General features: G+C 59.9%; 24 protein-coding genes. 16 read left to right on the top strand and 8 right to left on the bottom strand.

Features of this window, described 5'->3' with window-relative positions; translation table 11 throughout:
• Nucleotides 1-30 precede the first annotated feature (30 nt).
• From ACR3E0_RS19730 to ACR3E0_RS19700, 7 genes are all read left to right on the top strand, one after another.
• A complete protein-coding gene (locus tag ACR3E0_RS19730) occupies nucleotides 31-984 on the top strand; it encodes a metal ABC transporter solute-binding protein, Zn/Mn family (protein WP_480480775.1) in 954 nt (317 codons plus the stop codon).
• A 4-nt stretch (nucleotides 985-988) separates the two neighbouring features.
• A complete protein-coding gene (locus tag ACR3E0_RS19725) occupies nucleotides 989-1792 on the top strand; it encodes a metal ABC transporter ATP-binding protein (protein ID WP_480480773.1) in 804 nt (267 codons plus the stop codon).
• A gap of 2 nt (nucleotides 1793-1794) precedes the next feature.
• Nucleotides 1795-3000 (top strand): metal ABC transporter permease, encoded by a 1206-nt coding sequence (locus tag ACR3E0_RS19720; RefSeq protein WP_480480771.1) that lies wholly within the window; start codon nucleotides 1795-1797, stop codon nucleotides 2998-3000.
• On the top strand, nucleotides 2997-3926 hold the full coding sequence (locus tag ACR3E0_RS19715) for a metal ABC transporter permease (RefSeq protein WP_480480769.1): 930 nt from the start codon (nucleotides 2997-2999) through the stop codon (nucleotides 3924-3926). Before ACR3E0_RS19720 ends, ACR3E0_RS19715 begins: the two co-directional genes overlap by 4 nt.
• Nucleotides 3927-4207: 281 nt before the next feature.
• Complete coding sequence (gene mutL, locus ACR3E0_RS19710) at nucleotides 4208-6064, top strand: DNA mismatch repair endonuclease MutL (RefSeq protein WP_480480767.1); 1857 nt, start codon at nucleotides 4208-4210, stop codon at nucleotides 6062-6064.
• Between the two features lie 57 nt (nucleotides 6065-6121).
• A complete protein-coding gene (locus tag ACR3E0_RS19705; RefSeq protein ID WP_480480765.1) occupies nucleotides 6122-7360 on the top strand; it encodes a DNA recombination protein RmuC in 1239 nt (412 codons plus the stop codon).
• A gap of 51 nt (nucleotides 7361-7411) precedes the next feature.
• On the top strand, nucleotides 7412-8731 hold the full coding sequence (locus ACR3E0_RS19700; RefSeq protein ID WP_480480763.1) for an adenylate/guanylate cyclase domain-containing protein: 1320 nt from the start codon (nucleotides 7412-7414) through the stop codon (nucleotides 8729-8731).
• Between the two features lie 2 nt (nucleotides 8732-8733).
• Here ACR3E0_RS19700 and ACR3E0_RS19695 read toward each other — a convergent pair whose 3' ends face one another.
• Both ACR3E0_RS19695 and ACR3E0_RS19690 read right to left on the bottom strand, forming a co-directional pair.
• Entirely contained in the window at nucleotides 8734-9384 is a 651-nt protein-coding gene (locus tag ACR3E0_RS19695) for a ChrR family anti-sigma-E factor (RefSeq protein WP_480480761.1), read from the bottom strand.
• A gap of 10 nt (nucleotides 9385-9394) precedes the next feature.
• On the bottom strand, nucleotides 9395-10051 hold the full coding sequence (locus tag ACR3E0_RS19690) for a sigma-70 family RNA polymerase sigma factor (protein ID WP_480480759.1): 657 nt from the start codon (nucleotides 10049-10051) through the stop codon (nucleotides 9395-9397).
• 146 nt (nucleotides 10052-10197) lie between these two features.
• On the opposite strand from ACR3E0_RS19690, the gene ACR3E0_RS19685 reads away from it, so the two are divergent.
• The 4 genes from ACR3E0_RS19685 (at nucleotide 10198) to ACR3E0_RS19670 (ending at nucleotide 12068) form a co-directional block, all read left to right on the top strand.
• Nucleotides 10198-10971, top strand: a complete 774-nt coding sequence (locus tag ACR3E0_RS19685; RefSeq protein ID WP_480480757.1) for a DUF1365 domain-containing protein — start codon at nucleotides 10198-10200, stop codon at nucleotides 10969-10971.
• Between the two features lie 86 nt (nucleotides 10972-11057).
• A complete protein-coding gene (locus ACR3E0_RS19680) occupies nucleotides 11058-11375 on the top strand; it encodes a DUF3775 domain-containing protein (protein ID WP_480480755.1) in 318 nt (105 codons plus the stop codon).
• Between the two features lie 200 nt (nucleotides 11376-11575).
• The gene (locus tag ACR3E0_RS19675; RefSeq protein WP_480480753.1) at nucleotides 11576-11803 is read left to right on the top strand and encodes a DUF1127 domain-containing protein; all 228 of its coding nucleotides are present in this window, start codon (nucleotides 11576-11578) and stop codon (nucleotides 11801-11803) included.
• A 64-nt stretch (nucleotides 11804-11867) separates the two neighbouring features.
• On the top strand, nucleotides 11868-12068 hold the full coding sequence (locus ACR3E0_RS19670; RefSeq protein WP_480480751.1) for a YjiS-like domain-containing protein: 201 nt from the start codon (nucleotides 11868-11870) through the stop codon (nucleotides 12066-12068).
• Nucleotides 12069-12208: 140 nt separating this feature from the next.
• Here the strand turns inward: ACR3E0_RS19670 and ACR3E0_RS19665 are convergent, their stop codons facing one another.
• Genes ACR3E0_RS19665 through ACR3E0_RS19650 form a run of 4 tightly spaced genes read right to left on the bottom strand, consistent with a single transcriptional unit; the run spans nucleotide 12209 to nucleotide 15713 of the window.
• Nucleotides 12209-13351: a saccharopine dehydrogenase family protein gene (locus ACR3E0_RS19665; protein WP_480480749.1), complete on the bottom strand. Its 1143-nt coding sequence runs from the start codon at nucleotides 13349-13351 to the stop codon at nucleotides 12209-12211.
• Nucleotides 13352-13354: 3 nt separating this feature from the next.
• Nucleotides 13355-14410 (bottom strand): saccharopine dehydrogenase, encoded by a 1056-nt coding sequence (locus ACR3E0_RS19660; protein ID WP_480480747.1) that lies wholly within the window; start codon nucleotides 14408-14410, stop codon nucleotides 13355-13357.
• Between the two features lie 14 nt (nucleotides 14411-14424).
• The gene (locus ACR3E0_RS19655; RefSeq protein WP_480480745.1) at nucleotides 14425-15039 is read right to left on the bottom strand and encodes a glutathione S-transferase family protein; all 615 of its coding nucleotides are present in this window, start codon (nucleotides 15037-15039) and stop codon (nucleotides 14425-14427) included.
• Nucleotides 15040-15062: 23 nt separating this feature from the next.
• Nucleotides 15063-15713: a histidine phosphatase family protein gene (locus ACR3E0_RS19650; protein ID WP_480480743.1), complete on the bottom strand. Its 651-nt coding sequence runs from the start codon at nucleotides 15711-15713 to the stop codon at nucleotides 15063-15065.
• Nucleotides 15714-15868: 155 nt separating this feature from the next.
• Here ACR3E0_RS19650 and ACR3E0_RS19645 point away from each other — a divergent pair, with 155 nt between their 5' ends.
• From ACR3E0_RS19645 to gcvP, 4 genes are all read left to right on the top strand, one after another.
• Complete coding sequence (locus ACR3E0_RS19645) at nucleotides 15869-17056, top strand: Zn-dependent hydrolase (RefSeq protein ID WP_480480741.1); 1188 nt, start codon at nucleotides 15869-15871, stop codon at nucleotides 17054-17056.
• Nucleotides 17057-17231: 175 nt separating this feature from the next.
• On the top strand, nucleotides 17232-18329 hold the full coding sequence (gcvT, locus tag ACR3E0_RS19640) for a glycine cleavage system aminomethyltransferase GcvT (RefSeq protein ID WP_480480739.1): 1098 nt from the start codon (nucleotides 17232-17234) through the stop codon (nucleotides 18327-18329).
• An 18-nt stretch (nucleotides 18330-18347) separates the two neighbouring features.
• Nucleotides 18348-18713, top strand: coding sequence for a glycine cleavage system protein GcvH (gene gcvH / locus ACR3E0_RS19635; protein WP_480480737.1), 366 nt, complete (start codon nucleotides 18348-18350; stop codon nucleotides 18711-18713).
• A 111-nt stretch (nucleotides 18714-18824) separates the two neighbouring features.
• Entirely contained in the window at nucleotides 18825-21680 is a 2856-nt protein-coding gene (gcvP, locus tag ACR3E0_RS19630) for an aminomethyl-transferring glycine dehydrogenase (RefSeq protein ID WP_480480736.1), read from the top strand.
• Between the two features lie 37 nt (nucleotides 21681-21717).
• Here the strand turns inward: gcvP and ACR3E0_RS19625 are convergent, their stop codons facing one another.
• The gene (locus ACR3E0_RS19625) at nucleotides 21718-23001 is read right to left on the bottom strand and encodes a cytochrome-c peroxidase (protein ID WP_480480734.1); all 1284 of its coding nucleotides are present in this window, start codon (nucleotides 22999-23001) and stop codon (nucleotides 21718-21720) included.
• 3 nt (nucleotides 23002-23004) lie between these two features.
• Between ACR3E0_RS19625 and ACR3E0_RS19620 the strand changes: the two genes are divergently transcribed.
• Complete coding sequence (locus ACR3E0_RS19620; RefSeq protein ID WP_480480731.1) at nucleotides 23005-23475, top strand: tetratricopeptide repeat protein; 471 nt, start codon at nucleotides 23005-23007, stop codon at nucleotides 23473-23475.
• 30 nt (nucleotides 23476-23505) lie between these two features.
• Here ACR3E0_RS19620 and ACR3E0_RS19615 read toward each other — a convergent pair whose 3' ends face one another.
• On the bottom strand, nucleotides 23506-24567 hold the full coding sequence (locus ACR3E0_RS19615; RefSeq protein ID WP_480480729.1) for a TRAP transporter substrate-binding protein: 1062 nt from the start codon (nucleotides 24565-24567) through the stop codon (nucleotides 23506-23508).
• Nucleotides 24568-24572: the final 5 nt, after the last annotated feature.

The following is a 24572-nucleotide window of genomic DNA, read 5'->3' as shown; positions in this document are numbered from 1 at the left end:
TCTCAAGTGGAAATCGATACGAGGTCGGAAATGATTCGTCGCAGCTTTCTTGCAGCATTAGCCATCGCCACCGCCCTGCCCGTGGCCGGTTGGGCGGATGCGCCATTGAAAGTGGTCGCCACAACCGGGATGATCGCGGATGCGGCGCGTCAGGTTGGGGGCGATCAGGTCGAGGTCAAAGGCCTGATGGGGCCGGGTATCGACCCGCACGCTTATCGCCAGACCCGCAGCGACATCGTGGCGATGACCCGTGCCGATCTGGTGCTGTGGCACGGTCTCTATCTCGAAGCACAGATGGAAGAGTTTTTTCATGATCTCGGCCGCAAGCAAACCGTGGTGGCGGTTGCAGAGGGAATCGATAGATCCAAGTTGCGTGCCCATGATGATTATGCCGACAAATACGACCCACATGTGTGGATGAGCCCCGTTTTGTGGCGTGATGTTGTGATGCAGGTTCAGGAGTCCCTGACCGAAGCACGCCCCGAGTCCGCAGACCTCTTTGCTGCAAACACCGAGGCGTTCCTGGAGGAAATCGACCAGTTGAGCGCCTACAGCAAACAGGTTCTGGCCGCCGTTCCCGAAAACAACCGGGTCCTGGTGACCGCGCATGATGCATTTGGCTATTTTGGCGCGGAATATGGCTATGAGGTGTTGGGGATTCAGGGGATCTCGACCCAATCCGAGGCCGGTCTGAACCGGATTGGCGAATTGGTGGACACTCTGGTGGACAATCAACTGACGGCTGTATTCGTCGAAAGCTCGGTCTCGGACCGGTCCATGCGCGCGCTGATCGAGGGCGCGAAAGCCAAAGGGCATGACGTCGGCGTCGGGGGCGAAGTGTTCTCGGATGCCATGGGTGAGCCCGGCACGTACGAGGGCACCTATATCGGAATGCTGGATCACAACATCACTGTGATTGCCGGCGCTCTGGGTGCGGACGTGCCAGAGCGCGGTCTGAACGGCAAACTGTCGGCGGGGTTCTGAGGTGATGCTGGAACTCGCGGCCGTTCAGGGCGTATCCGTGGAAGACCGGGCTGTCGATGACAGCCCGCTGGCCGTGCGTGGACTGACCGTATCCTACGGGCAAAAACCAGCGGTTTTTTCAGTGGATATGACGGTACAGCCCGGTGCAATGACCGCGATCATCGGGCCGAACGGTGCCGGTAAATCAACCCTTCTGAAAGCTGCGTTGGGCATTGTCTCGCCGCTGTCGGGCCAGGTGACGGTGTTTGGCGCGCCTCTGGAAAGCCAGCGCGCACGCATCGCCTATGTTCCGCAGCGCGCCAGCGTGGATTGGGATTTTCCGACCCGTGTGATCGATGTGGTGCTGATGGGCTTGTCCCGTCAACTTGGCCTTTTGGGCCGCATTCGCGCCCGCCACATGTCCCGCGCGATGGATTGCCTGAACCGGGTCGGGATGCGGGATTTTGCGGATCGTCAGATTGGGCAGTTGTCGGGTGGGCAGCAACAGCGGGTCTTTCTGGCACGCGCCTTGGCGCAGGATGCCGATCTGTATCTGCTGGACGAACCTTTTGCCGGTGTCGACGCTGCCACGGAAAAAGCGATCATCGCGGTTCTGAAAGCGCTCAAAGAAGCCGGCAAGACCGTTGTTGTTGTGCATCATGACCTGGCGACGGTGACGGACTATTTCGACCATGTTTTCCTGATCAATACACGCAAAGTGGCCGAGGGGCCGGTGGCGCAGGCCTTCACCGCAGAAACCCTGCAATCGGCCTATGGCGGGCGTCTGGCAACGGCGCAGATCGATCAGATCTCGCGCGCACTGGGGTAAACATGCTTTGGGACGCTCTGAGCCTGCAGCTTGGCTATAACGCCACGCTGGTGGCAATCGGTGCGACTTTGCTGGGCGTATCGGCCGGTGTGACCGGTACATTTCTGTTCCTTCGGAAACGTGCACTCGTCAGCGATGCGATCAGCCATGCAACCCTGCCGGGCGTGTGTCTTGCCTTCATGGTTCTGGTCGCGCTGGGTGGCGATGGGCGCAATCTGATCGGGCTGCTGGCTGGATCTGCCATTTCAGCCTGGGTTGGATTGCTGTGCATGAACTGGCTGACGCGCCATACGCGCCTTGACGAAGACGCTGCGATTGGCGCGGTTTTGTCGGTCTTTTTTGGGCTGGGTATCGTCCTGCTGACGGTGATTCAGACGATGGGTGTCGGACGTCAGGCCGGTCTGGAAGGGTTCCTGCTGGGGTCGACCGCCGGAATGCTGTGGGCGGATGCGCTTATCATTGCGATTGGTGGCGCGGCGACGCTGATTCTGGTGATGATCATCCGCCGGCCCATGACCCTCGTTGCGTTCGACCCTGAATACGCGGCAGCACAAGGGCTGCCTGTGCACCGGATCGACCTGGCCATGATGGGATTGGTTATGGCGGTGACGGTTGTGGGTCTCAAGATCGTGGGGCTGATCCTGATCGTCGCCCTGCTGATCATACCGCCTGTCACCGCCCGGTTCTGGTCGGATCGATCAGACCGGGTTGTCCTCTTGGCAGGGATTGTGGGCGGTTTGGCGGGGTATCTGGGCGCGGCTGTCTCAGCCTCGGCGCCGAACCTGCCAACCGGGCCAATCATCGTGCTCGTGAGCTTTGGTTTTTTTGCCGTGTCCCTGCTTCTCGCACCAGGTCGCGGAGTCCTCGCCGCAGTGCTGCGTCACCTGAGGTTTCAGCGCCGCGTGCATATTCGGCAGGGCTTGCTCGCTTTGGCGCAGGGGCAGAAAATCTATGAACCCCTGACACTGCGTCTGCTGCGCCGCGCCGGTGTATTGCGTGCTGACGGCGTTGCGACCGAAACCGGTAAAGCCCGCGCGGCCAAGGCCCTTAGGGACGAAAAGCGGTGGGAGATTGTGCGGGCAGATCAGTCACATGAAGCAACGGCAGCGCTGTATGACGGGTTGCGGGATATTGAGACCGTTCTGACCCGCGATCAGATTGCTGAGATCGACCGCCGCATCGGTGGTCCGCAAGAGGTCTTGCCATGAACGGCGCAGAGTTTGTTCCCCTGTCCCTGACGCCATTGCTGATCGGGACCTTTGCGGCTATCGCCTGCGCCCTGCCGGGCAACTTTCTGGTCCTGCGCAAACAGGCCCTTATCGGGGATGCCATCAGCCATGTGGTGCTGCCCGGCATCGTGGTCGCGTTCTTGGTCACCGGCGCGATCTCGACCTGGCCGATGATGCTGGGCGCCGCAGGCGCTGCCATTGTTGCGGTGGTCCTGATCGAAGCCGTCCGGCGTCTTGGACAGATCGAACCCGGCGCGGCGATGGGGGTCGTCTTCACAACCATGTTCGCGGCGGGCGTGCTATTACTTGAGCAGACAGATACCTCGACCGTGCATCTGGATGTTGAACATGCGCTTTATGGCAATCTGGAAAGCCTGATCTGGCTGGATGCATCCGGCTGGGCCTCTCTCTTGGACCGTCAGGCGCTGAGCGGCCTGCCTCCGGAATTGCCACGCATTGCCGTGACTTTGGTTGGAGTGACACTGTTTACCTGGCTGTTCTGGCGCCCGCTCAAGATATCAACCTTTGACGAAGGCTTCGCCCGCACCGTCGGTATCCGCACAGGCCTGCTGGGCTTTACGCTGGTGATCACCGCCGCAATCGCTGCCGTGGCCGCTTTTGATGCGGTGGGCTCGATCATTGTAATCGCCATGTTCATCTGCCCGCCCGCTGCGGCCAGAATGATGACGAACCGACTGGAGACGCAAATTGCCTGGAGCGTTGTCTTTGCCGTTGTCTCCGCCGTGTCGGGATATGTGCTGGCTGGCTATGGCCCGTTGTGGCTGGGTGGCACGGATGCGGTCAGCGCAGCAGGAATGATTGCAACGATGTCGGGCCTGATTCTGGCGTTTGCCGCCGTTTTTGGACCTTGCCGGGTTCGCGTCGGTGCGCGCACTTCTGCGTGATCCGGCATGATCCCGCCGCCTTACCTCGCGGCGTTTCGGCCAAACTCTGCCCAGATGGCACATGCGCCAATCTTAAGCAGAGTTTCATGATTGCCCATGTTACGAGACGTTCATTGAATGCTGAAACATCACCACTCACTTCGGCACGTCCGGACAGTCGTGATCATAGGGTCGAACCGTATTAGGTGACCCCTCACGATTGTTCGGACGCCCCCTCACCTCGGATCAATTGCACTCAAACCGGTGGCAGAATCGCGTCAGGGTATGCTAGGTCTAGCGGTATGGCGCAAGCAAACCCCAATATCGGCGAAAACCGCCCCCCGATCCGGCAACTTGACGACGCAGCGATCAATCGTATCGCGGCAGGTGAAGTTGTGGAGCGCCCGGCCTCGGCCGTCAAAGAGTTGGTCGAGAACGCAATTGACGCGGGGGCCACACGCATCGCCATCGAAATCGCGGATGGGGGCAAGACGCTTATCCGGGTCACGGATGATGGCTGTGGCATTGCCGCCGAAGATTTGCCGTTGGCCCTGTCCCGACATGCAACGTCAAAAATCGACGGGTCGGATCTGCTGAATATTCACACGTTTGGATTTCGCGGTGAAGCTCTGCCTTCGTTGGGGGCCGTCGGGCGCCTGACGATCACCAGCCGCATAGCCGGGGCCGAGGCCGCGTCGATCCACGTGTCGGGGGGCAAGATGGACCGGGTGAAACCAGCCGCCCTGCGCGCAGGAACCGTGGTCAAACTGCGCGATCTTTTCTTTGCGACGCCCGCGCGCCTGAAATTCATGCGCACCGACCGCGCCGAGGCGCAGGCGATCTCGGACACGGTTAAGCGGCTGGCCATGGCCGAGCCGGCAGTCACTTTTTCTCTGCGGGATGTCTCGGGCGGCGGCGAAGGGCGCGTCACGTTTCGGGCGGACCGGGAAAACGGAGATCTGTTCGACGCGCTACACGCCCGGTTGGCCCGCGTTCTGGGCCGCGAGTTTGCCGAAAACGCGCTGCGGATCGATGCATCGCGCGACGGGATACGGCTCTATGGCTATGCGGCCCTGCCGACTTATTCCCGGGGTGCCGCCGTGGCGCAGCATCTGTTCGTCAACGGGCGCCCGGTGCGGGACAAGATGCTGACCGGCGCTCTGCGCGCCGCCTATTTCGACTTCCTCAGTCGTGATCGCCATCCGGCGGCAGCGCTTTTTATCGATTGCGATCCGACGATGGTGGATGTGAACGTCCATCCCGCAAAGTCCGAGGTCCGGTTTCGCGATCCGGGCGTTGCGCGCGGACTGATCGTCGCCAGCCTGCGTCATGCATTGGCAGAGGCGGGGCATCGCGCGTCTTCGACCGTGGCAAACGCGACGTTGGGCGCGATGCGTCCGGAACCGGCCCACCCAACAGTCGCACGGGTCTACCAGATGGACCGACCCTCACTTGCCGCGCGGCAGGCGGCCCATCACGCGCAATCGCCGGGTTTCGCGGAAATGGCAAAAGACTACAGCGGCAGCATTGTCGAACCCGCAGAAATCCCCGCTGCAGTCGACGCTTCCGAGGCGCAGGACCTACCATTGGGGGCCGCGCGCGGGCAGGTGCATGAGAATTACATCATCGCTCAGACTGCGGATGGTCTGGTCATCGTGGATCAGCATGCAGCGCACGAGCGCCTTGTGTATGAAAAGCTCAAGGCGCAGATGACCGAGAAAGGTGTCGCCGCCCAAGCGCTGCTGATCCCCGAGATTGTCGAGCTGTCCGAAGGCGATTGCACACGCCTGATGGAGATCGCAGGGGAGCTGTCCAGCCTCGGACTGACCGTCGAACCCTTTGGCGGCGGGGCGGTTGCAGTGCGCGAGACACCGGCCATTCTGGGTGAGGTCGATGCACCTGCGATGATCCGGGATATTCTGGATGAACTGGCGGATCAGGGCGAAAGTCAGACGGTTCAGGCACGGGTCGAAGCCATTCTCAGCCGGGTGGCGTGCCACGGCTCCGTCCGCTCCGGTCGACGGATGCGCGCGGAAGAGATGAACGCTTTGCTGCGCGAGATGGAAGCCACGCCGCATTCCGGACAGTGCAACCATGGGCGGCCGACATATGTGGAACTGAAGCTGACCGACATAGAAAGGTTGTTCGGCCGCAGTTGATCCGGATCTTCTGCGCATGTATTTAGGGTAAAACAAAACAAGAACACGCAGGTTGAGATGATCGAGATTGCAGGAACCCAATACGCTCTGAATGATCCCATCGTGATGGCGGCTCTGGTCGGCGGCGGGGCGGTTCTCTTGATCCTGATTCTTTTGTTTCTTGCTTTGCGCGCGGCCACGCGATCTGCCCGAATGGCGGAACCAATGGCGCAGCAACTGACCCATCTGGGTCAACATGTGCAGCAACTGGGGCAGGGGCAGGAACAGTTGCGGGGCGGATTGCAGCATGTCTCGGACACGCAGGCCAATGCACAGGTTCATGTGATTCAGACGGTCGAAGCGCGGCTGTCCTCAGTGCAGCAGCAAATGAATGACCGGCTGGCCGACAATGCGATGAAGTCCGCCCGTGCGCTGGCCGACATGCAGGAGCGGATGAAGGAATCCCTGCACGGATCATCGAAACAGACCGCCACGTCTCTGACCCAGTTGCAGGAGCGGCTGGCCGCTATCGACAAGGCGCAGGACAACATCACCAAATTGTCGGGCGATGTGTTGTCACTGCAAGATATCCTGTCCAACAAACAGACGCGCGGCGCATTTGGTGAAATTCAACTGACCGACATCGTGTCCAAGGCTCTGCCAACCGACAGCTTCCAGTTGCAGGCCACGCTGTCGAACGGGCGGCGTGCGGATTGCCTGATCCATCTGCCCAACCCGCCGGGCCCGATTGTGATCGACAGCAAGTTCCCGTTGGAGGCCTATGAGGCGCTGATTGGATCGACCAATGACATGGAGCTGAAAGCGGCGGTCCAGATGTTCCGTAGCACCGTGCGCAAACACATCACCGACATCGCCGAGAAGTACATTCTGGACGGGGAAACCGCCGATGGCGCATTGATGTTCCTGCCGTCCGAGGCGGTCTATGCCGAGTTGCACGCAAAGTTCCCGGAACTGGTGCAGGAGAGTTTCTCAAAACGCGTCTGGATCGTGTCGCCCACCACCTGCATGGCGACCCTGAACACCATGCGGGCGATCCTCAAGGATGCACGGATGCGCGAACAGGCGGGCGCGATCCGCAAGGAACTGGGCATGCTTCACAAGGATGTGGATCGTCTGGGCGAGCGGGTGGGGAACCTGGACAGGCATTTCGGGCAGGCGGCGAAGGATATCTCGGAAATCAAGATCAGTGCGGAAAAGGCGGGTCGCCGGGCGCAGCGACTGGACAATTTCGATTTCGAGGAACTGTCCCCGGAGGAACCATCAGACGTTGTTTCGCTGGCGCGACATGAACGCTGATCCGGACGCCCTGATCAGCGCAGCAGATTGATGAGGCGTGTGGGTCGCAATATGGCAAGAAACAGTCCGCTGCCGGAGATAGCACAACTGGTTGGCAAGGCCGAACAGGATGCTGAACGCATTGTCGGGCTGCTGCGAATGCTGGTGGCCTTTGGGTTGGGCGCTTTCTTTTTGGTGACGGTGCAACCAGTGCACAACACGGGTCATGCCGTGTTGGAGCGGCAGTGGATTTTTGCCCTTGGCACCATGCTCGCCTATTTTGCGCTGGGCCTTGCCACATGGACAGCCGCACGGAGACAACGCTTTTCCGGGTGGATGGCGTGGCCGGTTTCCGCTGCAGACTCGCTGTTTTTGGTCGTAAATGTCTGGGTCGGCATGCGGAACGTCGGCCTCTCCGGGGACGCAATATTCGTGTTGCCAGCCGTGTGGTTGGTTCCGGTTGTGCTGGCCTTTGGCGTTTTGCGGGGCAATCCCAAAATCATGGCATTGCAAGTCGCATTGCTTGTTCTGGGACTGTTGGTCTTGGTGGGCTCGGAAGCCGGATCCACACGCGGGCAAAGCACAAACCCGATCTGGCTGTTCCTGTCGCCGCCGCCGAACCTGATCCGCCTGTTCATGATTGCACTGGCGGGTGTTGTGTTGATCGTCGCGGCCCGTCGCGTGCATGCTCTGCTGTTTCAGTCCGTTACCGAGGCGCAGCGCCGCGCGAACCTGACCCGATACCTGCCGGTGCAGGTGGTGGATGACCTTGGTGAAAGCGGTCTGGCGGCCCTAAAAAAGGGGCGACGTCAGTTGGCCGGGCTGATTTTCATTGATTTGCGGGGTTTCACGACCTTGTCGCAACAATTGGAGCCTGAACAGGTGTCCGAGCTCATCGCGGCTTATCGCGGTCGCGTTTCAAAAGTTGTTCGACAAGAAAACGGGATCATCGACAAGTTCATCGGGGATGCGGTGATGATTGTCTTCGAGGGTGATCGCGCCGCCGAGCGGTGTCTGAGATGCGGATTGGGCCTGTGGGGTGAAATGCGCAGTTGGATTTCAGAGCGCAAGCAGGCAGGCTTTCCGACCCTGGCCACCGGGATCGGTTTGCATTGGGGTGAGGTCTTTATCGGTGTGATCGGCGATCAGGAAAGGTTGGAGTATTCGGTGTTTGGCGACACCGTCAATATAGCCGCCCGGCTGGAAAGCCTGACCCGTTCGCTGGATATGGATCTGATCCTGTCTGCGGAACTGATTGATGCGGCAGGCAATCCGGAACTTGAACATGATCTTGTGTCACTGCCCCCGATCGAAGTTCGGGGGCGCAGCGGTGAATTGGATTTGTTTGGAATACCCCGGCAAGGTGGTGCGAGGGATACCGACACGTTCTAGCGTCAGATCCGCAGGAACGGCTGGAACAGGCGCGGCATCAGTTTATTGAACTTCAGCGGCGCGTCGGTAACGGCCAGGCAGATGCAATCCTCCGAGATATCTGCCACCGGCGTATGTTCCAGATCCTCGTCCGCGATCTCGACGTCACCACGGGCAAAGTGGTCCACCTCATCGGTAAAAGCGCCCTGCAGAACCATCGTCAGTTCCATGCCATGGTGCCCGTGGTCCGGCACAGCCGCACCTGCCGGAATAAAGAGCAATCTGGCGGTTGCCTCCCGGGTTGTGGGCAGGATGGCTTGTTTGACGCCCATACCGATTGATTTCCAGCGGATGTCATCCACGGTGCCGCCGACATAGTCCTGCAGCGGCGACGGCAGTACGGCGCAACCCGGACGTGCAGGTTTGGGCGTCGGTGCGCCTTGGGCGATCAATGCCATTGTTGCAGCCAGCGAGTTTTCACCCATGCGGACGGGGCCCGCGTTTGCTTCAAGAACATGCCCGCCAACCGCATCAAAGCTTTCTGCCCGCGCACGGCATTCGTCGCACAGCGACAGATGCGTGGCGACCATCAGATCGAACGCTTCGGGCAGAGTACCTGCGGCATAGGCCATCAGCAGGTCGTCTGTCAGGTGATGTTTTATCGTTTTGCTCATCGTCTTCATCTCAGTTCATCGCATGGCGCAAGCGGTCCAGCGCCAGCCGTATCCGTGATTTGATCGTGCCCAGCGGCAATCCGGTCTGAGATGCAATCTCTCGATGGCTCAGATCTCCGAAATACGCCTTCTCGATCAGCTGTCTTTGCGCTTCTGGCAACGCCGAGAGGGCGCTGCGCAGCTGCGCGGTTTCCTGTTGCAGCGCGATCACATCGTCCTGATCCGGTTCTGCCTCGGGACCCCAACCCAGTTCCTCGGGTTCGGGGCGGCGTTGTTTGCGCAGGACGTCGATGCGCTTGTTCCGGGCGATCGTGAACACCCATGTTGCCACCGTGGCCCGGGCCGGGTCGAACAGATGGGCCTTATGCCATAAGGTCGCCATCACCTCTTGCGCGCATTCCTCGGCCATTGTGGCGTCAGACCCTGACTTGATCAGGAACGCCTTGATACGAGGCGCGAAGTGCTGGAACAGCTCGGCAAATGCCGCCTGATCCTGCGCATCCCGGATGCGTCTGACATGGGCCACCCACTCAGTTCTGGTGTCGCGACTGTCTTTCGCTCCGTTCACCGGCTTGCCCTTGATGCGTTTCTTTGCGCGCCAAGGCTGAGGGGCGACTGGTTCAGCCGCAGGTTCGTCCAAGGTCACGGTATTGATCTCGGTAAACATAACCACATTACGCGACGCGGCCCAAGCCGGATCACTTTATTCAGCCATTTTAATCCAAACCGGTCTGGCATGCGTATTTTAGTATGAGGCATTTCGCGGAAAAGAATGCTATTTGAGCAGTTTACAGGCAGATCGGAAAAAGCCGGATGACGCAAAAAGTCGACTATATTGCGGGCCATACCTTTCACGGGCGCAAGGGCGCGATTGAGAACGCGTTCCGGTATTCTGTCGACTACATCCTGCTGGACCCCGAGGCAGACCTGACAACACCCGCCCTGTTCTCCATTGATCGGGCCAACATTACAAACTGGCGAACTCTTGATCATGGCGGAGAGCCGGGCCATGGCCGCGGCGCGGATTGGCTACGCGCGCGCTTTGAGGACATGAGCGTTGCCCAACCCGCACGTATCTTGTTACTGACGCAGCCGCGCGTTTTGGGCCACGTCTTCAATCCGGTGAGTTTCTTCTTTTGTTTCGACGACAAAGACGGGCTCTATGCTGTTGTTGCCGAGGTGACCAATACCTATGGCACGCGCCATAGCTACCTGTGCCACAAGCCCGATTTTTCTGCGATTGAACCCTCGGACCGGATTGTCGCGGACAAGCTGATGCATGTGTCTCCGTTTCAGAAAATCGAGGGCACGTATACGTTTCGGTTCGACTTTCGCCCGGATCGCGTCGGCGTCTGGATCGACTATGGCCGCGACAGCGGCGGTCTGATCGCCACACTGACCGGCCCGCGCCGGGCCCTGACCAATCGTGTTATCCTGTGGTCGTTGGTGCGGCGCCCGTTCGGCGCTCGGCGCACCTTTGCTCTGATCGTCTGGCAGGCGTTGAAACTGTGGATCAAAAAGGCCAGGTTTCGGCCGTTTCGGACCGCCCCCGTGCCGGAAAACCCGGTTTCACGTGTCCGCCAATAGCCTTCTTCAGTTTGCGTAAGATCAAAGACGCCGTCGGTTTGGGATGGTTGTGATTGGTCAGGAACCGCGAACACAGGAGCTTTGACATGTTGGAAATCTCGGCCAGAAAAGTTGCCCAGGTCGCCATGATGGGCCGCGAGTTGAACCGGGCCGAAGCCGAGCTGCGGGCCTTTGTTGACCGTATGAGCGAAGATGAGCAGGCCGAATTGGTCGCGATCATGTGGATCGGTCGCGAAAGCTTTTTCGCCGAGGATCTTGCCGAAGCCATCGAAACTGCAAAATCCGAGGCGTCCACCCCTTGCGCCGATTACCTGATCGGAACGCCACATATGTCCGACCATCTTGAGAATGGACTGGATGCGCTTGGGATTTCCGCCGAAGACGTGGAAAACGATCTGATGTGAACACTGTGCCCGGTGAGAGGTCAGGGGGTGTGTACGCTTGGCGCAGCGTCTGCATTGCTCTTTTGCCTGGATGCCGGACCATTCTGTCGCCGAATTGATGCCCTTTGAACAATTAAGGAACGTTAACGTGGTACTCCGCTCGCGTTAACGATCAGCTCCTTTATTGAATGTCAGAACTTCATGTGATGGAGGAGAAAGACATGGAACACATCCACACAGCAAGACCACATAGCGGTCTGTTGGCGGGCATGATGTCCGCCTATGCCGAAGCCCGGACCGAGAATTTCCGGCGTCAGATTTTCTCTCAGACCGTTCGGAAACTTGAGAAACTATCGGACCAGCAATTGCAGGACATTGGCATCCCGAGGGATGAGATCAAGCAACGGGCCTATCAAAGCGTCTATGATCACAAACCCTATCGTCGGTAAGCGCAATGAAACCGGGGTACCCAGTCTGGGAAAGCTGCCCCGACCCAATCGTGAGGGGAAGGATATGTTGGACGGAAATCAGACCTATGCCACGAAACCTTCGGCCAGTGCGCTGCTGCTGTTCGACCGCGCCATGAAGATGCGGGCCATAAGGCGCGACATCGTCTGTGCCGCTCAGGAGTTGAACCGGATGTCGGACCACGATCTTTCCGAACTGGGAATAAACCGGACCGACATCGAAGAGACGATTGCGCGATACATCTGATCACAGGGCAATGGGTTCAACCGGCGCCCTGCGCAACGACTGTTGGAGGATTGAACAATCAGGCCATCCCGTCTTGCGGGGTGGCCTTGCCGTTTTCCGAGACGCTCGATTTATAGTGTAGCCGCAGGAAGGCCGGGTGCTCAGGCGAGTTGATCAACCACCTGCAAATGCTGCGCAAGCCTGTCGATCTCGCCCATCCAGTTGGTGACCAGTTTGGGATCGCTGGGGGCAGCATGCACACCAGCCGGGATCGCGCGGTTCAGGACGGCTTCGACGGCCAGTGATACAGGGATCGAGACCAACCGTGCCATGGCGGTACCGCGCGCGTCGCCCCAGGCATCCATGACATAAGTCTTGTGCCAGACTGCGCGGCCCTCGTTCTCGGCCTTCAGCCCAACACACAGCACGACGCGGTCCGGTTCACCCTCTTCGTAGGCGTTTTCCATCCAGAACTGATCCGACATCTCCTTCAGGCGAACGTCACCCTCGGGTCCGGACAGGGTTTCAATTTCGTGGAATACATCCGACCATGCGTCGGCCCAGCCATTCAAACGCAAGGTGCCGCGCACGAATTCCTTTACCGGCCAATGCTTCTCAAAATGGTACTGCTGCATGAACGGGATCGAGTCCCGGTTTGGATAGACTTCAAAACTCTCCGGCGTCGGCAAGGGCGCTATGTAGCTGGTGATCGCATCCCAGGGTCGGGCCACATCCAGCGGAGCATAGTCACGGATCGACCGGGACGGTGAACGCAGCGCTTTCAGGACGCCGAGCGGCGACCAGCTGAATTTATACCGGAACGGGTTGGGGTTCTTGGGGATACCGCCGCAATAGGAAATGAAACTCAGGTGGTTCTGGGGATCGAACGCGTCGGATGCGCGGTAATCGTCAATCAGCGCATGCGCCATCAGGTGGTCTATCCCGGGATCCAGTCCAACCTCGTTCACCAGCGCCACACCGGCTTCCCGAGCCTTTTCGTCCAAGGCGCGCATCTCTGGCGCGATGTAAGAGGACGAAACAAAGCTGGCGGCTTTGTCGATCGCCAGCTCCGCCAGCGGCACGTGCCAGTCGCCGGGCAGCATCGAGACAATCACATCGCCGGGTTCGAGAGCTTTCGCAAGGGCATCGATGTCAAAGGCGTGGATGTCATCGGTCAGGTCTCCCACCTCAGCCTTGGCCTTTTCGACAGTTCGGTTCCAAACGGTGACGGTGTGCCCCGCCTCGATCAGGCGGCGCAAACCGGGAATGGCCGACAGGCCCGTGCCACACCAGTGAATCGTCATCGCTCAGATCCTTTCGATATGCGTTTTGAAAGTTGTGGCCGCGCGGCCCCAGACGCCGCTGCCGATCTCGGTCAGGGTCAAAAGCGAGGGCAACAATTGCCCGGCGTAATCCTCGGAGCTTTCGACGGGCAGCATTGAAGGCAGGTTGTCTATGGCCATGACATCCATCACCGGGTCGGTCGCAACGCGCAGAGCCGGGTGATCCCAAGTGGTTGCCCTGTCGTAGATCGGAACAGGGTTGTAATCGCTGTCCGGATCGCACGCTACATCTCCGATGGCGGTCAGGGTGCGCGGGGCGTTCAAAGCTTCGCGCGGAACAAAGACCGGTGTTCCCGGGCGCGCGAAGATGCAGTTCAGAAACAGATCATGGTCCAGGATTTCGGGGAACGGCCCGCCGCCGGCGGTTTCGGCCATATCCCATTTGGTGACCTGCACACCCAGTGCTTCGCATAGGTCTGCTGCACCCGTGCCGACCCGGCCCAGAGCCCCTATGACAATGGCGCGGGGGCGCGGGTGCCCGGTCGCGTCCAACTCGGTTAACAACTCGGCGTTCAGGGCGTCCTTGTCTGAATAGACTCCAACGGGCGGGCATTCTTCACCCCGTTGCTGAGCGGCCCATGTCTTTAGTGTGACAGCAGCCCCGGCGTAACCGGCCCAATAGCCAAAGGCGGCGACGCGGCGGCCATCTTCATCCACGAGATATTCCAGATCATAAAGCGTGCCGCCCCCGGCCTTGAACCGCTCCAGCAGCGTCCGGCCGGAATGCTGACCCTTGTAGGCGTGGCCGAACATGATGTGGCGATGAGGCAGAGATGTGCCGTCCTCTGGCAGTTCCTTGAGGCCAAAAATGATTGCGTCACGTGGGGCCTGGGGCCAGGAATTCTCCGCTGCGATCTCACATCCGACGTTTTTGTAGCCATCAATCGGTATCGCCCGAACCGAGCTTTCCTCGACCGTCACGCGCAGACCAGCGGCGATTAGCGCTGCCGCGCCTTTGGGCGTCAGGCCCGCCCGTTCTTCATTTTGGCGCTGTTCGGCCCTGACCCAGAGATGTGTCATTGAAGTTCCTTTGGTCAGAGCATTCCGGCGGCCCTGATGGCCTGAACCGAAGCGCGGGCTTCCATGGCGTCGCGAAACGCCACGATCTTTGGAAAGGCAGCAACGTCCACGCCGTCCCCTTCCAGCCAACTGCACACGACATACAGATAGGCATCGGCGAGGCTGAACTGGTCGCCCAGCACTAACGGGCCCCGCAACCCACTGGACACAATGTAGTCGCAGGACGCCGTCATGGTCTCGGCCACCTTGGCCGCCATATCGTCCCAGCTGGATTGTGCGTCGGCCCAGCGATGGCCGCGTTTCCTATGCGCGTGGTTCACATGCATGGTGGAAGCGAGGTAGTACATCACCTCGCGCATCCGGGCGGCCAGCAGCGGGTCGGTCGGGATCAGATTTGCTTGCGGCGCTTTTGCAGCGATGTATTCCAGCAGGGCACCCGTCTCGGTCAGGATGCCGCCCTCTACCGCCAGCGCCGGAACACGCCCCTTGGGGTTGATCTGGTGATAGGCTGGTTTCGTTTGCTCGCCGCTGGCGAAATCCAGCCGGATCAGTTCGTACTCCAGTCCGGATTCCTCCAACGCTATGGCGACGGCAACCGAAATGGTGCGGGGGGCGTAATATAGCTGCATCGAGGCTTCTCCGTTAAAGCATGTCAAAGATGCGTCTGGGCAAACTGTCGGTCCGGCGCTTCCAGATGCGGGACCGCGTTGAACAGGACCGGGCTGAGTTGGGTCCCGATCGGGTGCAGACGATGCATCGACGTGTTCATGATGGCAAGAGCCACGCGCGCCATTGACGAAATGTCCAGACCCATCGCTTGCCGTACAACCATCGAAATCAGCCCGCCGGATGTCACAACAATTGCAGGGCCGCCCTCGGTTCCGATGTCGTGCAGCGCATCGGATACGCGTTGTTCGAATTCCGAAAAAGTCTCGGGCGTATCGCTGATTTCCCCGTTGGCCCATGCGGCAAATGTCTTGGGCAGGTGTTGAACAAACCCTTCGCGGTCGGTTGGAATGACCTCACCGTGTTGTTGCTCGAACAGTTTGGCGATGTTGAAATACTCGATCTCGTTCAAGCGCGGATCTTGTATGGGGTCCGACAGGCCCATGCTGGCGGCGGTTTCAACATGTCGCACCAGCGTGCCGCAATACACCCGCGGATGATGCGCGCGTGTCTCGCGCAGATGTGCGCCCAACCAATGCGCCTGCTGATGGCCAAGTGCACTCAGTTTGTCATAGTTCTCTTCGTCGCGCGCAGCGGTGTTCGCCTGACCGTGACGAACCAATGTGATGTGTGACATGACGGTCCCTCTTGGACGAACTCTTAGGACAGGTTCCGGGCCGGGACCAGAGGGGTTTCTCGGGCCGGTTCCAAAATTTTTGGCTGATAGACGCCCTCGGCTTGCGCGACGATCCGCGCCGCGTATTGTTGCGGCATTTCTGGAGGGGGCGGACTATGGCCATTGATGAAAAACGGTTTCTGGCCGATCTGCACAAGCTGCGCGAGTTCGGAGCGTCGGGTGTCGGCAAAGGTGTTGTGCGTCCTGCGTATTCCGAGGCGGACATTGCCGCACGCCGCTGGCTGGCGTCACGCATGCAAGACGCGGGTCTGAAGCCACATTTCGATCCGGTCGGAAACCTGTTCGGCCTGGCGGACTCGCCCTCGCTGTTGATGGGCTCCCATTCGGACAGCCAGCCCGAAGGCGGCTGGCTGGACGGTGCCTTGGGTGTTATCGCGGCGCTTGAAGTCGCGCGCGCCAGCGACCACCCCATATCGGTCGTCAGTTTCCAGGATGAAGAGGGCCGTTTCGGTGTCACGACCGGTTCCGCGATCTGGTCCGGGGGTTTGTCGTTGGCTGAGGCAGACAGTCTGACGGATCACTCCGGTACAACCTTTGCTGACGCGCGGGCGTCCATGCGGGACTTGGCACAGGGTTTTGTCGATCCGGCTCAGTTCACAGGTTTTATCGAGATGCATATCGAGCAGGGCCCATCACTGGATCAGGAAGGTAAAAAAATCGGCGTTGTGACCGATATTGTGGGCATCCGTGACATGGTGATCTGTTTCGAGGGGCAGCAGAACCACGCCGGCACGACACCGATGCATTTGCGCCGCGATGCGTTTCAGGCTCTGTCTATTTTCAACTCCGAAATCACCGCGCGGTTTCGGAACGTTGTGACCCCGCAGACCGTTTGGACAATCGGGCATGTTGATCTTCACCCCAACGCATCCTCGATTGTTCCGGGGCGCGTCCGGTTTTCAATGCAGTGGCGGGATCGTTACCCTGATCGTCTTTTGCGAATGGAAGAAATCATTCGCATGACCGCGCAGGATATCGCGGACCGTAAAGGAATGTCGTTGAGCTTTGGTCCACTGCTGGGGCTGGAGCCGGTTGCAATGGATAAGGCTCTGCAGGCGTCGCTTGAAAAGGGCGCCCAGCAAGCTGCCCCGGACCTGTGGCGTCACATGCCGTCCGGCGCCTTGCACGACGCGACAAACGTCGCGCGGCTGATGCCGGTCGCCATGCTGTTTGTGCCGTCGATCGATGGAATCAGTCATGACTTTGCAGAGGACACGGCGGAGGGCGATCTTGTTACCGGCCTTCGTGTTTTGGAACATGCGGTAGACGTATATGGGGGCTGAAAGCAAAATCTTGTGTGTTGCGTAACGGAAAAAAGTTTCCTATAGGAAATCTTAAACAGTGATGCATGTGCTCATATCCCATCTAAAGTGGCGCAATCGGTCGTTGCAAATTGCTCGGCTTGATTCAGACTAACGAGCATTCGTGCTGATGACTTGGAACGAAAAGGTACACGCCATGACAGACGCTCCAAAACGCACACCTTTGTACGACTTGCACGTTGAACTCGGCGGCAAGATGGTCGATTTCGCGGGTTGGGAGATGCCGGTTCAGTACCCTTTGGGGATCATGGGTGAGCATAAGCAGTGCCGCGAAAAGGCGGCGGTGTTTGATGTGAGCCATATGGGTCAGGTGATCCTGCGGGGCGAAAATGTCGGAGAAAAGCTCGAGGCGCTGTGCCCGCAGGCTTATGCGACGCTGAAGGAAGGCAAGGCGCGGTACGGGTTTTTCACGAACGCGGAAGGCGGGATTATGGATGACCTGATCGTGTCGAACGCGGGCGATCACTACTTCGTTGTGGTGAACGCGGCGCTGCGGCATCAGGACATCCCGCATATGCAAGCCCATCTGGACGGCGTCGAAGTGACCGAAATCTTCGATCGTGCGCTGGTGGCGGTGCAGGGCCCGAAGGCCGAGGATGTGGTGGGTGAGCTCTGCCCCGCAGTGCGTGAGTTGAAGTTCATGGAAACCATGGTGGGTGACATCAACGGTGTCGAATGCCGTATCTCGCGGTTGGGGTACACAGGCGAGGACGGTTACGAAATCTCGATCCCTGAGGACAAGGCCGTCGAGATCACAAGGGCGTTTCTGGCGCATGAGGATTGCGAACCGGCGGGACTGGGGGCCCGTGACAGCCTGCGGCTGGAGGCCGGGCTTTGCCTGTATGGCAATGACATCGACCAGAGCACTTCGCCGATTGAGGCGTCCTTGGGTTGGGCCATTCAAAAACGCCGCAAGGAAGAAGGCGGCTTCCCGGGTGCAGACCGCGTGCAAAAAGAACTGGCTGAGGGCGCATCCCGCAAGCTGGTCGGCATAAGGCCTGAGGGTCGTGCACCTGCCCGTCAGGGTGTCGAGATCCAGTGCGCCGAAGGCAATTCGATTGGTCAGATCACTTCGGGCGGATTTGGCCCGACTGTCGGTGCACCGGTTGCGATGGGCTATGTCTCCGCAGGGCATGGTGAACCGGGCGAAACCGTCAACCTGATCATCCGGGGCAAGCCGCAACCCGCCGAGATTGTGGCGCTGCCCTTTGTCACCCAGAATTACAAGCGTTGAAGCCAGGAGAGAGACAATATGGCAACCTATTATTCCGAAGAGCATGAATGGCTGAATGTTGAAGGGGACACGGCCACGCTGGGCATCACGGCGCACGCGGCCGAGCAACTGGGTGACGTGGTTTTTGTGGAACAACAGGAAGTTGGTAACGAATTCGCAAAAGACGGCGAGATCGGCGTGATCGAATCCGTCAAGGCGGCGTCCGAGCTTTATGCGCCGGTTGACGGCGAGATCACCGAGGTGAATGAGGCGTTGGCCGACAATCCCGGCGCGCTGAACGAAGACCCCGAGGGCGAGGCCTGGATTTACAAGATCAAGATCAGCGACGCCTCGCAACTGGAAGATCTGATGGATGAGGCTGGTTACAAGGCCTTCATAGGCTGACCGTGCTGCGGGGCTTGCACAAGGCTCCGCCTCTTCATCTTACTACTAATACTACCGCCGGAGGCTCCTGATGGAGCGGCTGGGTGAGACATTCCTTGAGGAGCGTTACCAATGGCTTTCAAACTCACTGACTACGAAGCCTATGACTTCGCCAATCGCCGCCACATCGGTCCCAGCCCGACCGAGATGCGTGACATGCTCAAAGTGATCGGCTTCAAGACGCTGGACCAGTTGATCGACGCCACCGTCCCGCCTGCGATCCGTCAGAAAGAGCCGCTGGACTGGGGTCCGGCGATGACCGAGCGCGATGCGCTGTTCTACATGAAAGAGGTGGCGAGCAAGAACAAGGTTCTGACCTCGCTGATCGGTCAGGGCTATTACGGCACCACCACGCCGGCGCCGATCCTGCGCAACATCCTGGAAAACCCGGCCTGGTACACGGCCTACACGCCGTATCAGCCCGAGATCAGCCAGGGCCGACTTGAGGCGCTGCTGAACTTCCAGACCATGGTCAGCGACTTGACCGGGCTGGACGTGGCCAATGCGTCCTTGCTGGACGAAGCCACCGCCGCCGCCGAGGCCATGGCGATGGCCAAGCGCGGCGGTCGGTCCAAGGCCAACAACGCAGCCTTCTTCGTGGACAAGAACTGCCACCCGCAGACCATCGCGGTGATCAAAACGCGGGCCGAGCCTCTGGGCATCGAGGTGCAGGTCGCTGACCCCGACAGCCTTGATGCCGGCGCCGTTTTTGGCGCGATCTTCCAGTACCCCGGCACCCATGGTCATGTGCGCGACTTCACCAACGAGATCGCGGCGCTGCATGAACATAAAGCCATCGCCATCGTCGCTGCCGACATCCTGTCGCTGGCGCTGCTGAAATCCCCGGGCGAGATGGGCGCGGATATCGCCATCGGCTCGACCCAGCGCTTTGGCGTGCCGATGGGCTATGGTGGCCCGCATGCCGCTTACATGGCGACCACTGACAAGCTGAAACGCGCGATGCCGGGCCGGATCATCGGCGTCAGCATAGACAGCCGTGGCAACAAGGCCTACCGCCTCGCCCTGCAAACCCGCGAACAGCATATCCGCCGCGAGAAAGCCAACTCGAACGTCTGCACCGCGCAGGCGCTGCTGGCCGTCATTGCCTCGATGTATGCCGTGTATCATGGTCCCGATGGGATCAAGGCGATCGCGCAATCGGTGCACCGCAAGACCTCGCGCCTTGCTGTTGGTCTGGAGGAAGCAGGTTTTACCGTTGAACCGGAAGTGTTCTTCGACACGATCACGGTCGAGGTCGGCCACCTGCAGAAAACCGTCATGGAAGCCGCGGTGGCGCGTGGTGTGAACCTGCGCAAGGTGGGAGACACGAGAGTAGGCATCAGCCTGGACGAGCAAACCCGCGCCGAAACTATTGAGGCGGTCTGGGGGGCCTTCGGTATTGACCGCAAGGATGACAGCTCGAACAAGCAATACCGCCTGCCCGACTATGCCCTGCGCGAAAGCGCCTACCTGACCCACCCGATTTTCCACAAGAACCGGGCCGAGGCCGAGATCACCCGCTATATGCGCCGTCTGGCCGACCGTGATCTGGCGCTGGACCGGGCGATGATCCCGCTGGGCTCCTGCACCATGAAGCTGAACGCCACGATCGAGATGATCCCGGTCACCTGGCCCGAGTTCGGCAATCTGCACCCGTTCTGCCCCGAAGATCAGGCGCAGGGTTATCACGAGATGATTGCCGATCTGAACGACAAGTTGTGCCAGATCACCGGCTATGACGCGATCTCGCAGCAGCCCAACTCAGGCGCGCAGGGCGAGTACGCGGGCCTGCTGACCATCCGCAATTATCACTTTGCCCGCGGCGAAGGGCAGCGCAATGTCTGCCTGATCCCGACCTCGGCCCATGGCACCAACCCGGCCTCGGCGCAGATGGTGGGCTGGCAGGTCGTGCCGGTGCAGGCGGATGAGAACGGCAACATTGATCTGGTCGATTTCCGCGCCAAGGCCGAGAAGCACTCGGATCATCTGGCCGGCTGCATGATCACCTATCCGTCCACCCATGGCGTGTTCGAGACCACCGTGCAGGAGGTCTGCCAGATCACCCATGATCACGGCGGTCAGGTCTATATCGACGGGGCCAACATGAACGCCATGGTCGGCCTGTCACGCCCCGGTGACATTGGTGGTGACGTCAGCCACCTGAACCTGCACAAGACCTTCTGCATCCCGCATGGTGGTGGCGGCCCCGGCATGGGTCCGATCGGCGTAAAGGCGCATCTGGAGGAACATCTGCCCGGCCATCCGGAATACGGCACCGCTGTGGGCCCGGTCTCGGCCGCGCCCTTTGGGTCTCCGTCCATTCTGCCGGTCTCATGGGCCTATGTGCTGCTGATGGGCGGCGCGGGTCTGACGCAGGCCACCAAAGTGGCGATCCTGAACGCCAACTATATCGCCGCGCGCCTGAAGGATGCCTACCCGATCCTCTACACTTCCGAGACCGGCCGTGTAGCGCATGAATGCATCCTCGACACCCGCCCGCTGGATGAGGCAGCGCATGTCACCGTCGACGATGTCGCCAAGCGCCTTGTCGATTCAGGCTTCCACGCGCCCACGATGAGCTGGCCAGTGGCCGGCACCCTGATGGTCGAACCCACGGAATCGGAACCGATGGCCGAGCTCGACCGCTTCTGCGACGCCATGCTGTCGATCCGCTCGGAGGCGCAGGACATCATCGACGGCACAATCGATGCGGAAAACAACCCGCTGAAAAACGCCCCCCACACCGTGCGCGATCTGGTCGGTCAATGGGACCGCCCTTATACCCGCGAACAGGCCTGCTTCCCGCCGGGCTCCATGGGCGTCGACAAATACTGGTCCCCCGTCAACCGCGTCGACAACGCCTACGGAGACCGGAACCTCATCTGCACCTGCCCGCCCATGTCAGAATATGAGGAAGCGGCCGAGTAAGCATTCAATCAACCCCCGCCAAAGGGCGGGGGTTTCATCATGGAACGAACCCCTCGGGTACACCAAATGGTGGCGTATCCACACTCGTGCCTGTCAGTGCGTTCAGAAAGTCGACCAGGGTGTCGATCTCAGCATCGGTCAACGCGACCGGAGTTATGTCTATCCTGGTGCGCTGACGTTCCATTTCAAAGCGGTCATCCCAAACCACGAAATCCGCTTTTTGCAGCCATGGAACTTCGGGCAGCGCGGCCATATCGCGGGTCCATTGCGACAGGCTGTATGTGGGGTTCAGATGATGCCGGATCATGCTTTCGAGATCGGGAAACGCGCCATTGTGACCGTAAGGCGCAGTCAGGGCGACATTGCGCAGCATGGGAGTGCGAAAGCGATAGGCGTCGTCGATCCGGTTGCTTTCCCCCATGCGACCGACGTCGCGGGCGTAGGGGTCCCATTGCCGTGTACGTCCCGGTCCAAACGGGGGCAGGGCCAGCGCATGAAACTTCTGATCCGACATCAATGGCCCGGAATGGCAAGTGGAACACTGTGCCTTTCCGTAAAACAGCCGCATGCCGTCTTTCTCCGCAAACGACAGCGCCTCGCCGTTTCCTGCGAGATACTGATCGAACGGGCTGTCGGTGCTGCGCCATTCGATGGCCATGAACGCCGCCAGTGCGTTGGCGATCTGGGTGATCGTGATATCCTCGGTCTGCTTGATGTCATCGAATGCGGCGACGACGGCAGGGCCATAAATCGGATCGGTGCGCACGCGTTTGGCAAGGATCGGCCAGCCTTTGTCGATCCGGTCGTGCACGGCCCCTGTGACTTGGTTTTCGGCAACGTTGCCTGCCATTTCGAACTGCGAGGTCAGGGGGAAAAGCGCTTGCGCGGCGAGCAAAGAGTTCAACCCACCCGGCAGCCATTCCTGCGCCGGTGAATTGAACCCGTTGCCGTAGACATCCGAGATGCTCAGCCGGCCATCGTGGAACACGGTGTGGATGTCTTTCGCCCCAAGGTTCCACAGCCCGGGCGAATTGCGCGGAATGCGCTTGCGTATCCTGTCCGCGCCACGCCCCGGTGTGCGGTCTGGCCCGAGACCCTGTCCGCCCTCGCCGATGCCTAATGATAGCCCATCCGATGTGCCGAAATCCGGATGGTGGCAATGGGCACAAGCGATGTTCTGATTGCCCGACAGGATTGGATCGTAAAACAGTTGATGACCGATGGCGGCCTGTTCCATATCAAAGGGGATGAAATCAGCATCTGTCAGCGGGCGCGGCAAATCCTGTGCCACCGCGGTCCCGGCCCAGAGGAATGCAGCCACACCATGCGCCAGTTTGTTCTTGCCCTTTGCTTTCTTGCGACCCCCGCTCTTGCCGAATTGGAACAAGCGCGCGATCTGATGGAAGCCGGAGAATTCGAGGCTGCGCGACAGGAACTTCTGCCAGCCGCCCGGTCGGGCAATGCCGAGGCCGAGGAATTGATTGGCGTGATGTACGGGTTGGGTCTGGGCGTCGAACAGGATTATGAGCGCGCATTCGAATGGTATCTGCGCGCGTCGATGAAGGGGCATCCGGGGGCGCAGTCGGGTGTCGGCTGGTACTACGAACTGGGTCTCGGGATGCCAGCGCCTGATCTGGTGCGGGCCTACATGTGGTACACGCTCAGCGCCATCGGAGGCGACCCCGACGCGGCGATCAGCCTTGAGGAAGTGGTCAAGAAAATGACGCCGGAGCAGATCGAAAGGGCGCATGTTCTGGTCAACGACTACAAAGGGTGGATGTACCCGTTTCGATAAGGGCCGGGCCATGAGACCCGACCCAATGTTTTAATTCAGGTCTGCATCGCGTGAGGCGTTTACATCGGCCTCGGCCGCAGCAACCGCTTCGGTCAGCGCGACAAAGATTTCGTCGCCGCGGGCGACATTCGACTGGAACCAGTCGTAGACCGGCGTCGCAGCTTCCTTGAATGCGGCCTTCTGATCGGGCGTCAGGACATACAGGTCACCACCACCGGCAACGAAATCCTCATAAGCCTGAATGGATTTGCGCTTGGGCGAGGCAAAGGTGGCCTGCTGCAGTGCATAGAATCCGTCGACCACGACGCGGCGCAGGTCCTCGGGCATTTCCTGGAACTTTGCGTTGTTCATCCACCACAACGCGCCCATGTAGGCATGTCCGTCCAGCGTAACATATTGCAGGCCCGCATCCGGGAATTTCATACCCATGATGTCGGTTATGCCGTTCTTGGAGCCTTCAACAACGCCGGTCTGGAAGCTGGTGAACAGTTCCGGCCACGGGATCGGAGTGGGCGATGCACCCAGAGCCTTGACCAACTCCTGCGGCAGGTCGGCAACCACGGTACGGATTTTCAGACCTTCCATATCAGCAGGCTCGGCAATCCGGCGTTGTGTGTTGGCGAAGTTGCGCCAGCCGCCAGTGTTGCCGATGGTCATCAAACGGATGGCGCCGCCGGAATCCTCCAGCGCCATGTCGCGCATCTGACGGGTGAAATCGCCGGACAGCACATGTTCGGCAATCCGGTCATCGGCCATCAGATAGGGCAGATCCAGAACCTGCACGTAGGGGAAGATGCCGGAGGCCCCACCCGAGGTAGAGATGTAGATATCGATGGTGCCATCCGCCACGCCCTGCAGGCACTCGGCGCCGTTCGAGCAGAGCTGTGTGCCGATGAAAAGCTCGACTTCGATGGCACCGTTCGACGCCGCTTCGACGTAGTTCTTGAAAACGACGAGACCATCATAGTCCTCGTCATTTTCGTTGGAATTTGCTGTCGCGCGCAGTGTGAAATCGGCGGCTGTGGCGGCCATGGCGGACGCGGCCACCAGCGATGTCGCCACCGCTGCGGTTTTGATGAAGTCTCTGAGCATGCGTT

Source organism: Ruegeria sp. AJ12 (assembly GCF_056536245.1).
The sequence above is the reverse complement of the archived record's forward strand: the minus strand, read 5'-3'. Positions and strand labels throughout refer to the sequence as shown.

Coding starts and splice junctions, on each gene's coding strand:
- ACR3E0_RS19730 (WP_480480775.1), top strand. CDS start 31: ATGATTCGTCGCAGCTTTCTTGCAGCATTAGCCATCGCCACCGCCCTG.
- ACR3E0_RS19725 (WP_480480773.1), top strand. CDS start 989: ATGCTGGAACTCGCGGCCGTTCAGGGCGTATCCGTGGAAGACCGGGCT.
- ACR3E0_RS19720 (WP_480480771.1), top strand. CDS start 1,795: ATGCTTTGGGACGCTCTGAGCCTGCAGCTTGGCTATAACGCCACGCTG.
- ACR3E0_RS19715 (WP_480480769.1), top strand. CDS start 2,997: ATGAACGGCGCAGAGTTTGTTCCCCTGTCCCTGACGCCATTGCTGATC.
- mutL (WP_480480767.1), top strand. CDS start 4,208: ATGGCGCAAGCAAACCCCAATATCGGCGAAAACCGCCCCCCGATCCGG.
- ACR3E0_RS19705 (WP_480480765.1), top strand. CDS start 6,122: ATGATCGAGATTGCAGGAACCCAATACGCTCTGAATGATCCCATCGTG.
- ACR3E0_RS19700 (WP_480480763.1), top strand. CDS start 7,412: ATGGCAAGAAACAGTCCGCTGCCGGAGATAGCACAACTGGTTGGCAAG.
- ACR3E0_RS19695 (WP_480480761.1), bottom strand. CDS start 9,384: ATGAGCAAAACGATAAAACATCACCTGACAGACGACCTGCTGATGGCC.
- ACR3E0_RS19690 (WP_480480759.1), bottom strand. CDS start 10,051: ATGTTTACCGAGATCAATACCGTGACCTTGGACGAACCTGCGGCTGAA.
- ACR3E0_RS19685 (WP_480480757.1), top strand. CDS start 10,198: ATGACGCAAAAAGTCGACTATATTGCGGGCCATACCTTTCACGGGCGC.
- ACR3E0_RS19680 (WP_480480755.1), top strand. CDS start 11,058: ATGTTGGAAATCTCGGCCAGAAAAGTTGCCCAGGTCGCCATGATGGGC.
- ACR3E0_RS19675 (WP_480480753.1), top strand. CDS start 11,576: ATGGAACACATCCACACAGCAAGACCACATAGCGGTCTGTTGGCGGGC.
- ACR3E0_RS19670 (WP_480480751.1), top strand. CDS start 11,868: ATGTTGGACGGAAATCAGACCTATGCCACGAAACCTTCGGCCAGTGCG.
- ACR3E0_RS19665 (WP_480480749.1), bottom strand. CDS start 13,351: ATGACGATTCACTGGTGTGGCACGGGCCTGTCGGCCATTCCCGGTTTG.
- ACR3E0_RS19660 (WP_480480747.1), bottom strand. CDS start 14,410: ATGACACATCTCTGGGTCAGGGCCGAACAGCGCCAAAATGAAGAACGG.
- ACR3E0_RS19655 (WP_480480745.1), bottom strand. CDS start 15,039: ATGCAGCTATATTACGCCCCCCGCACCATTTCGGTTGCCGTCGCCATA.
- ACR3E0_RS19650 (WP_480480743.1), bottom strand. CDS start 15,713: ATGTCACACATCACATTGGTTCGTCACGGTCAGGCGAACACCGCTGCG.
- ACR3E0_RS19645 (WP_480480741.1), top strand. CDS start 15,869: ATGGCCATTGATGAAAAACGGTTTCTGGCCGATCTGCACAAGCTGCGC.
- gcvT (WP_480480739.1), top strand. CDS start 17,232: ATGACAGACGCTCCAAAACGCACACCTTTGTACGACTTGCACGTTGAA.
- gcvH (WP_480480737.1), top strand. CDS start 18,348: ATGGCAACCTATTATTCCGAAGAGCATGAATGGCTGAATGTTGAAGGG.
- gcvP (WP_480480736.1), top strand. CDS start 18,825: ATGGCTTTCAAACTCACTGACTACGAAGCCTATGACTTCGCCAATCGC.
- ACR3E0_RS19620 (WP_480480731.1), top strand. CDS start 23,005: ATGCGCCAGTTTGTTCTTGCCCTTTGCTTTCTTGCGACCCCCGCTCTT.
- ACR3E0_RS19615 (WP_480480729.1), bottom strand. CDS start 24,567: ATGCTCAGAGACTTCATCAAAACCGCAGCGGTGGCGACATCGCTGGTG.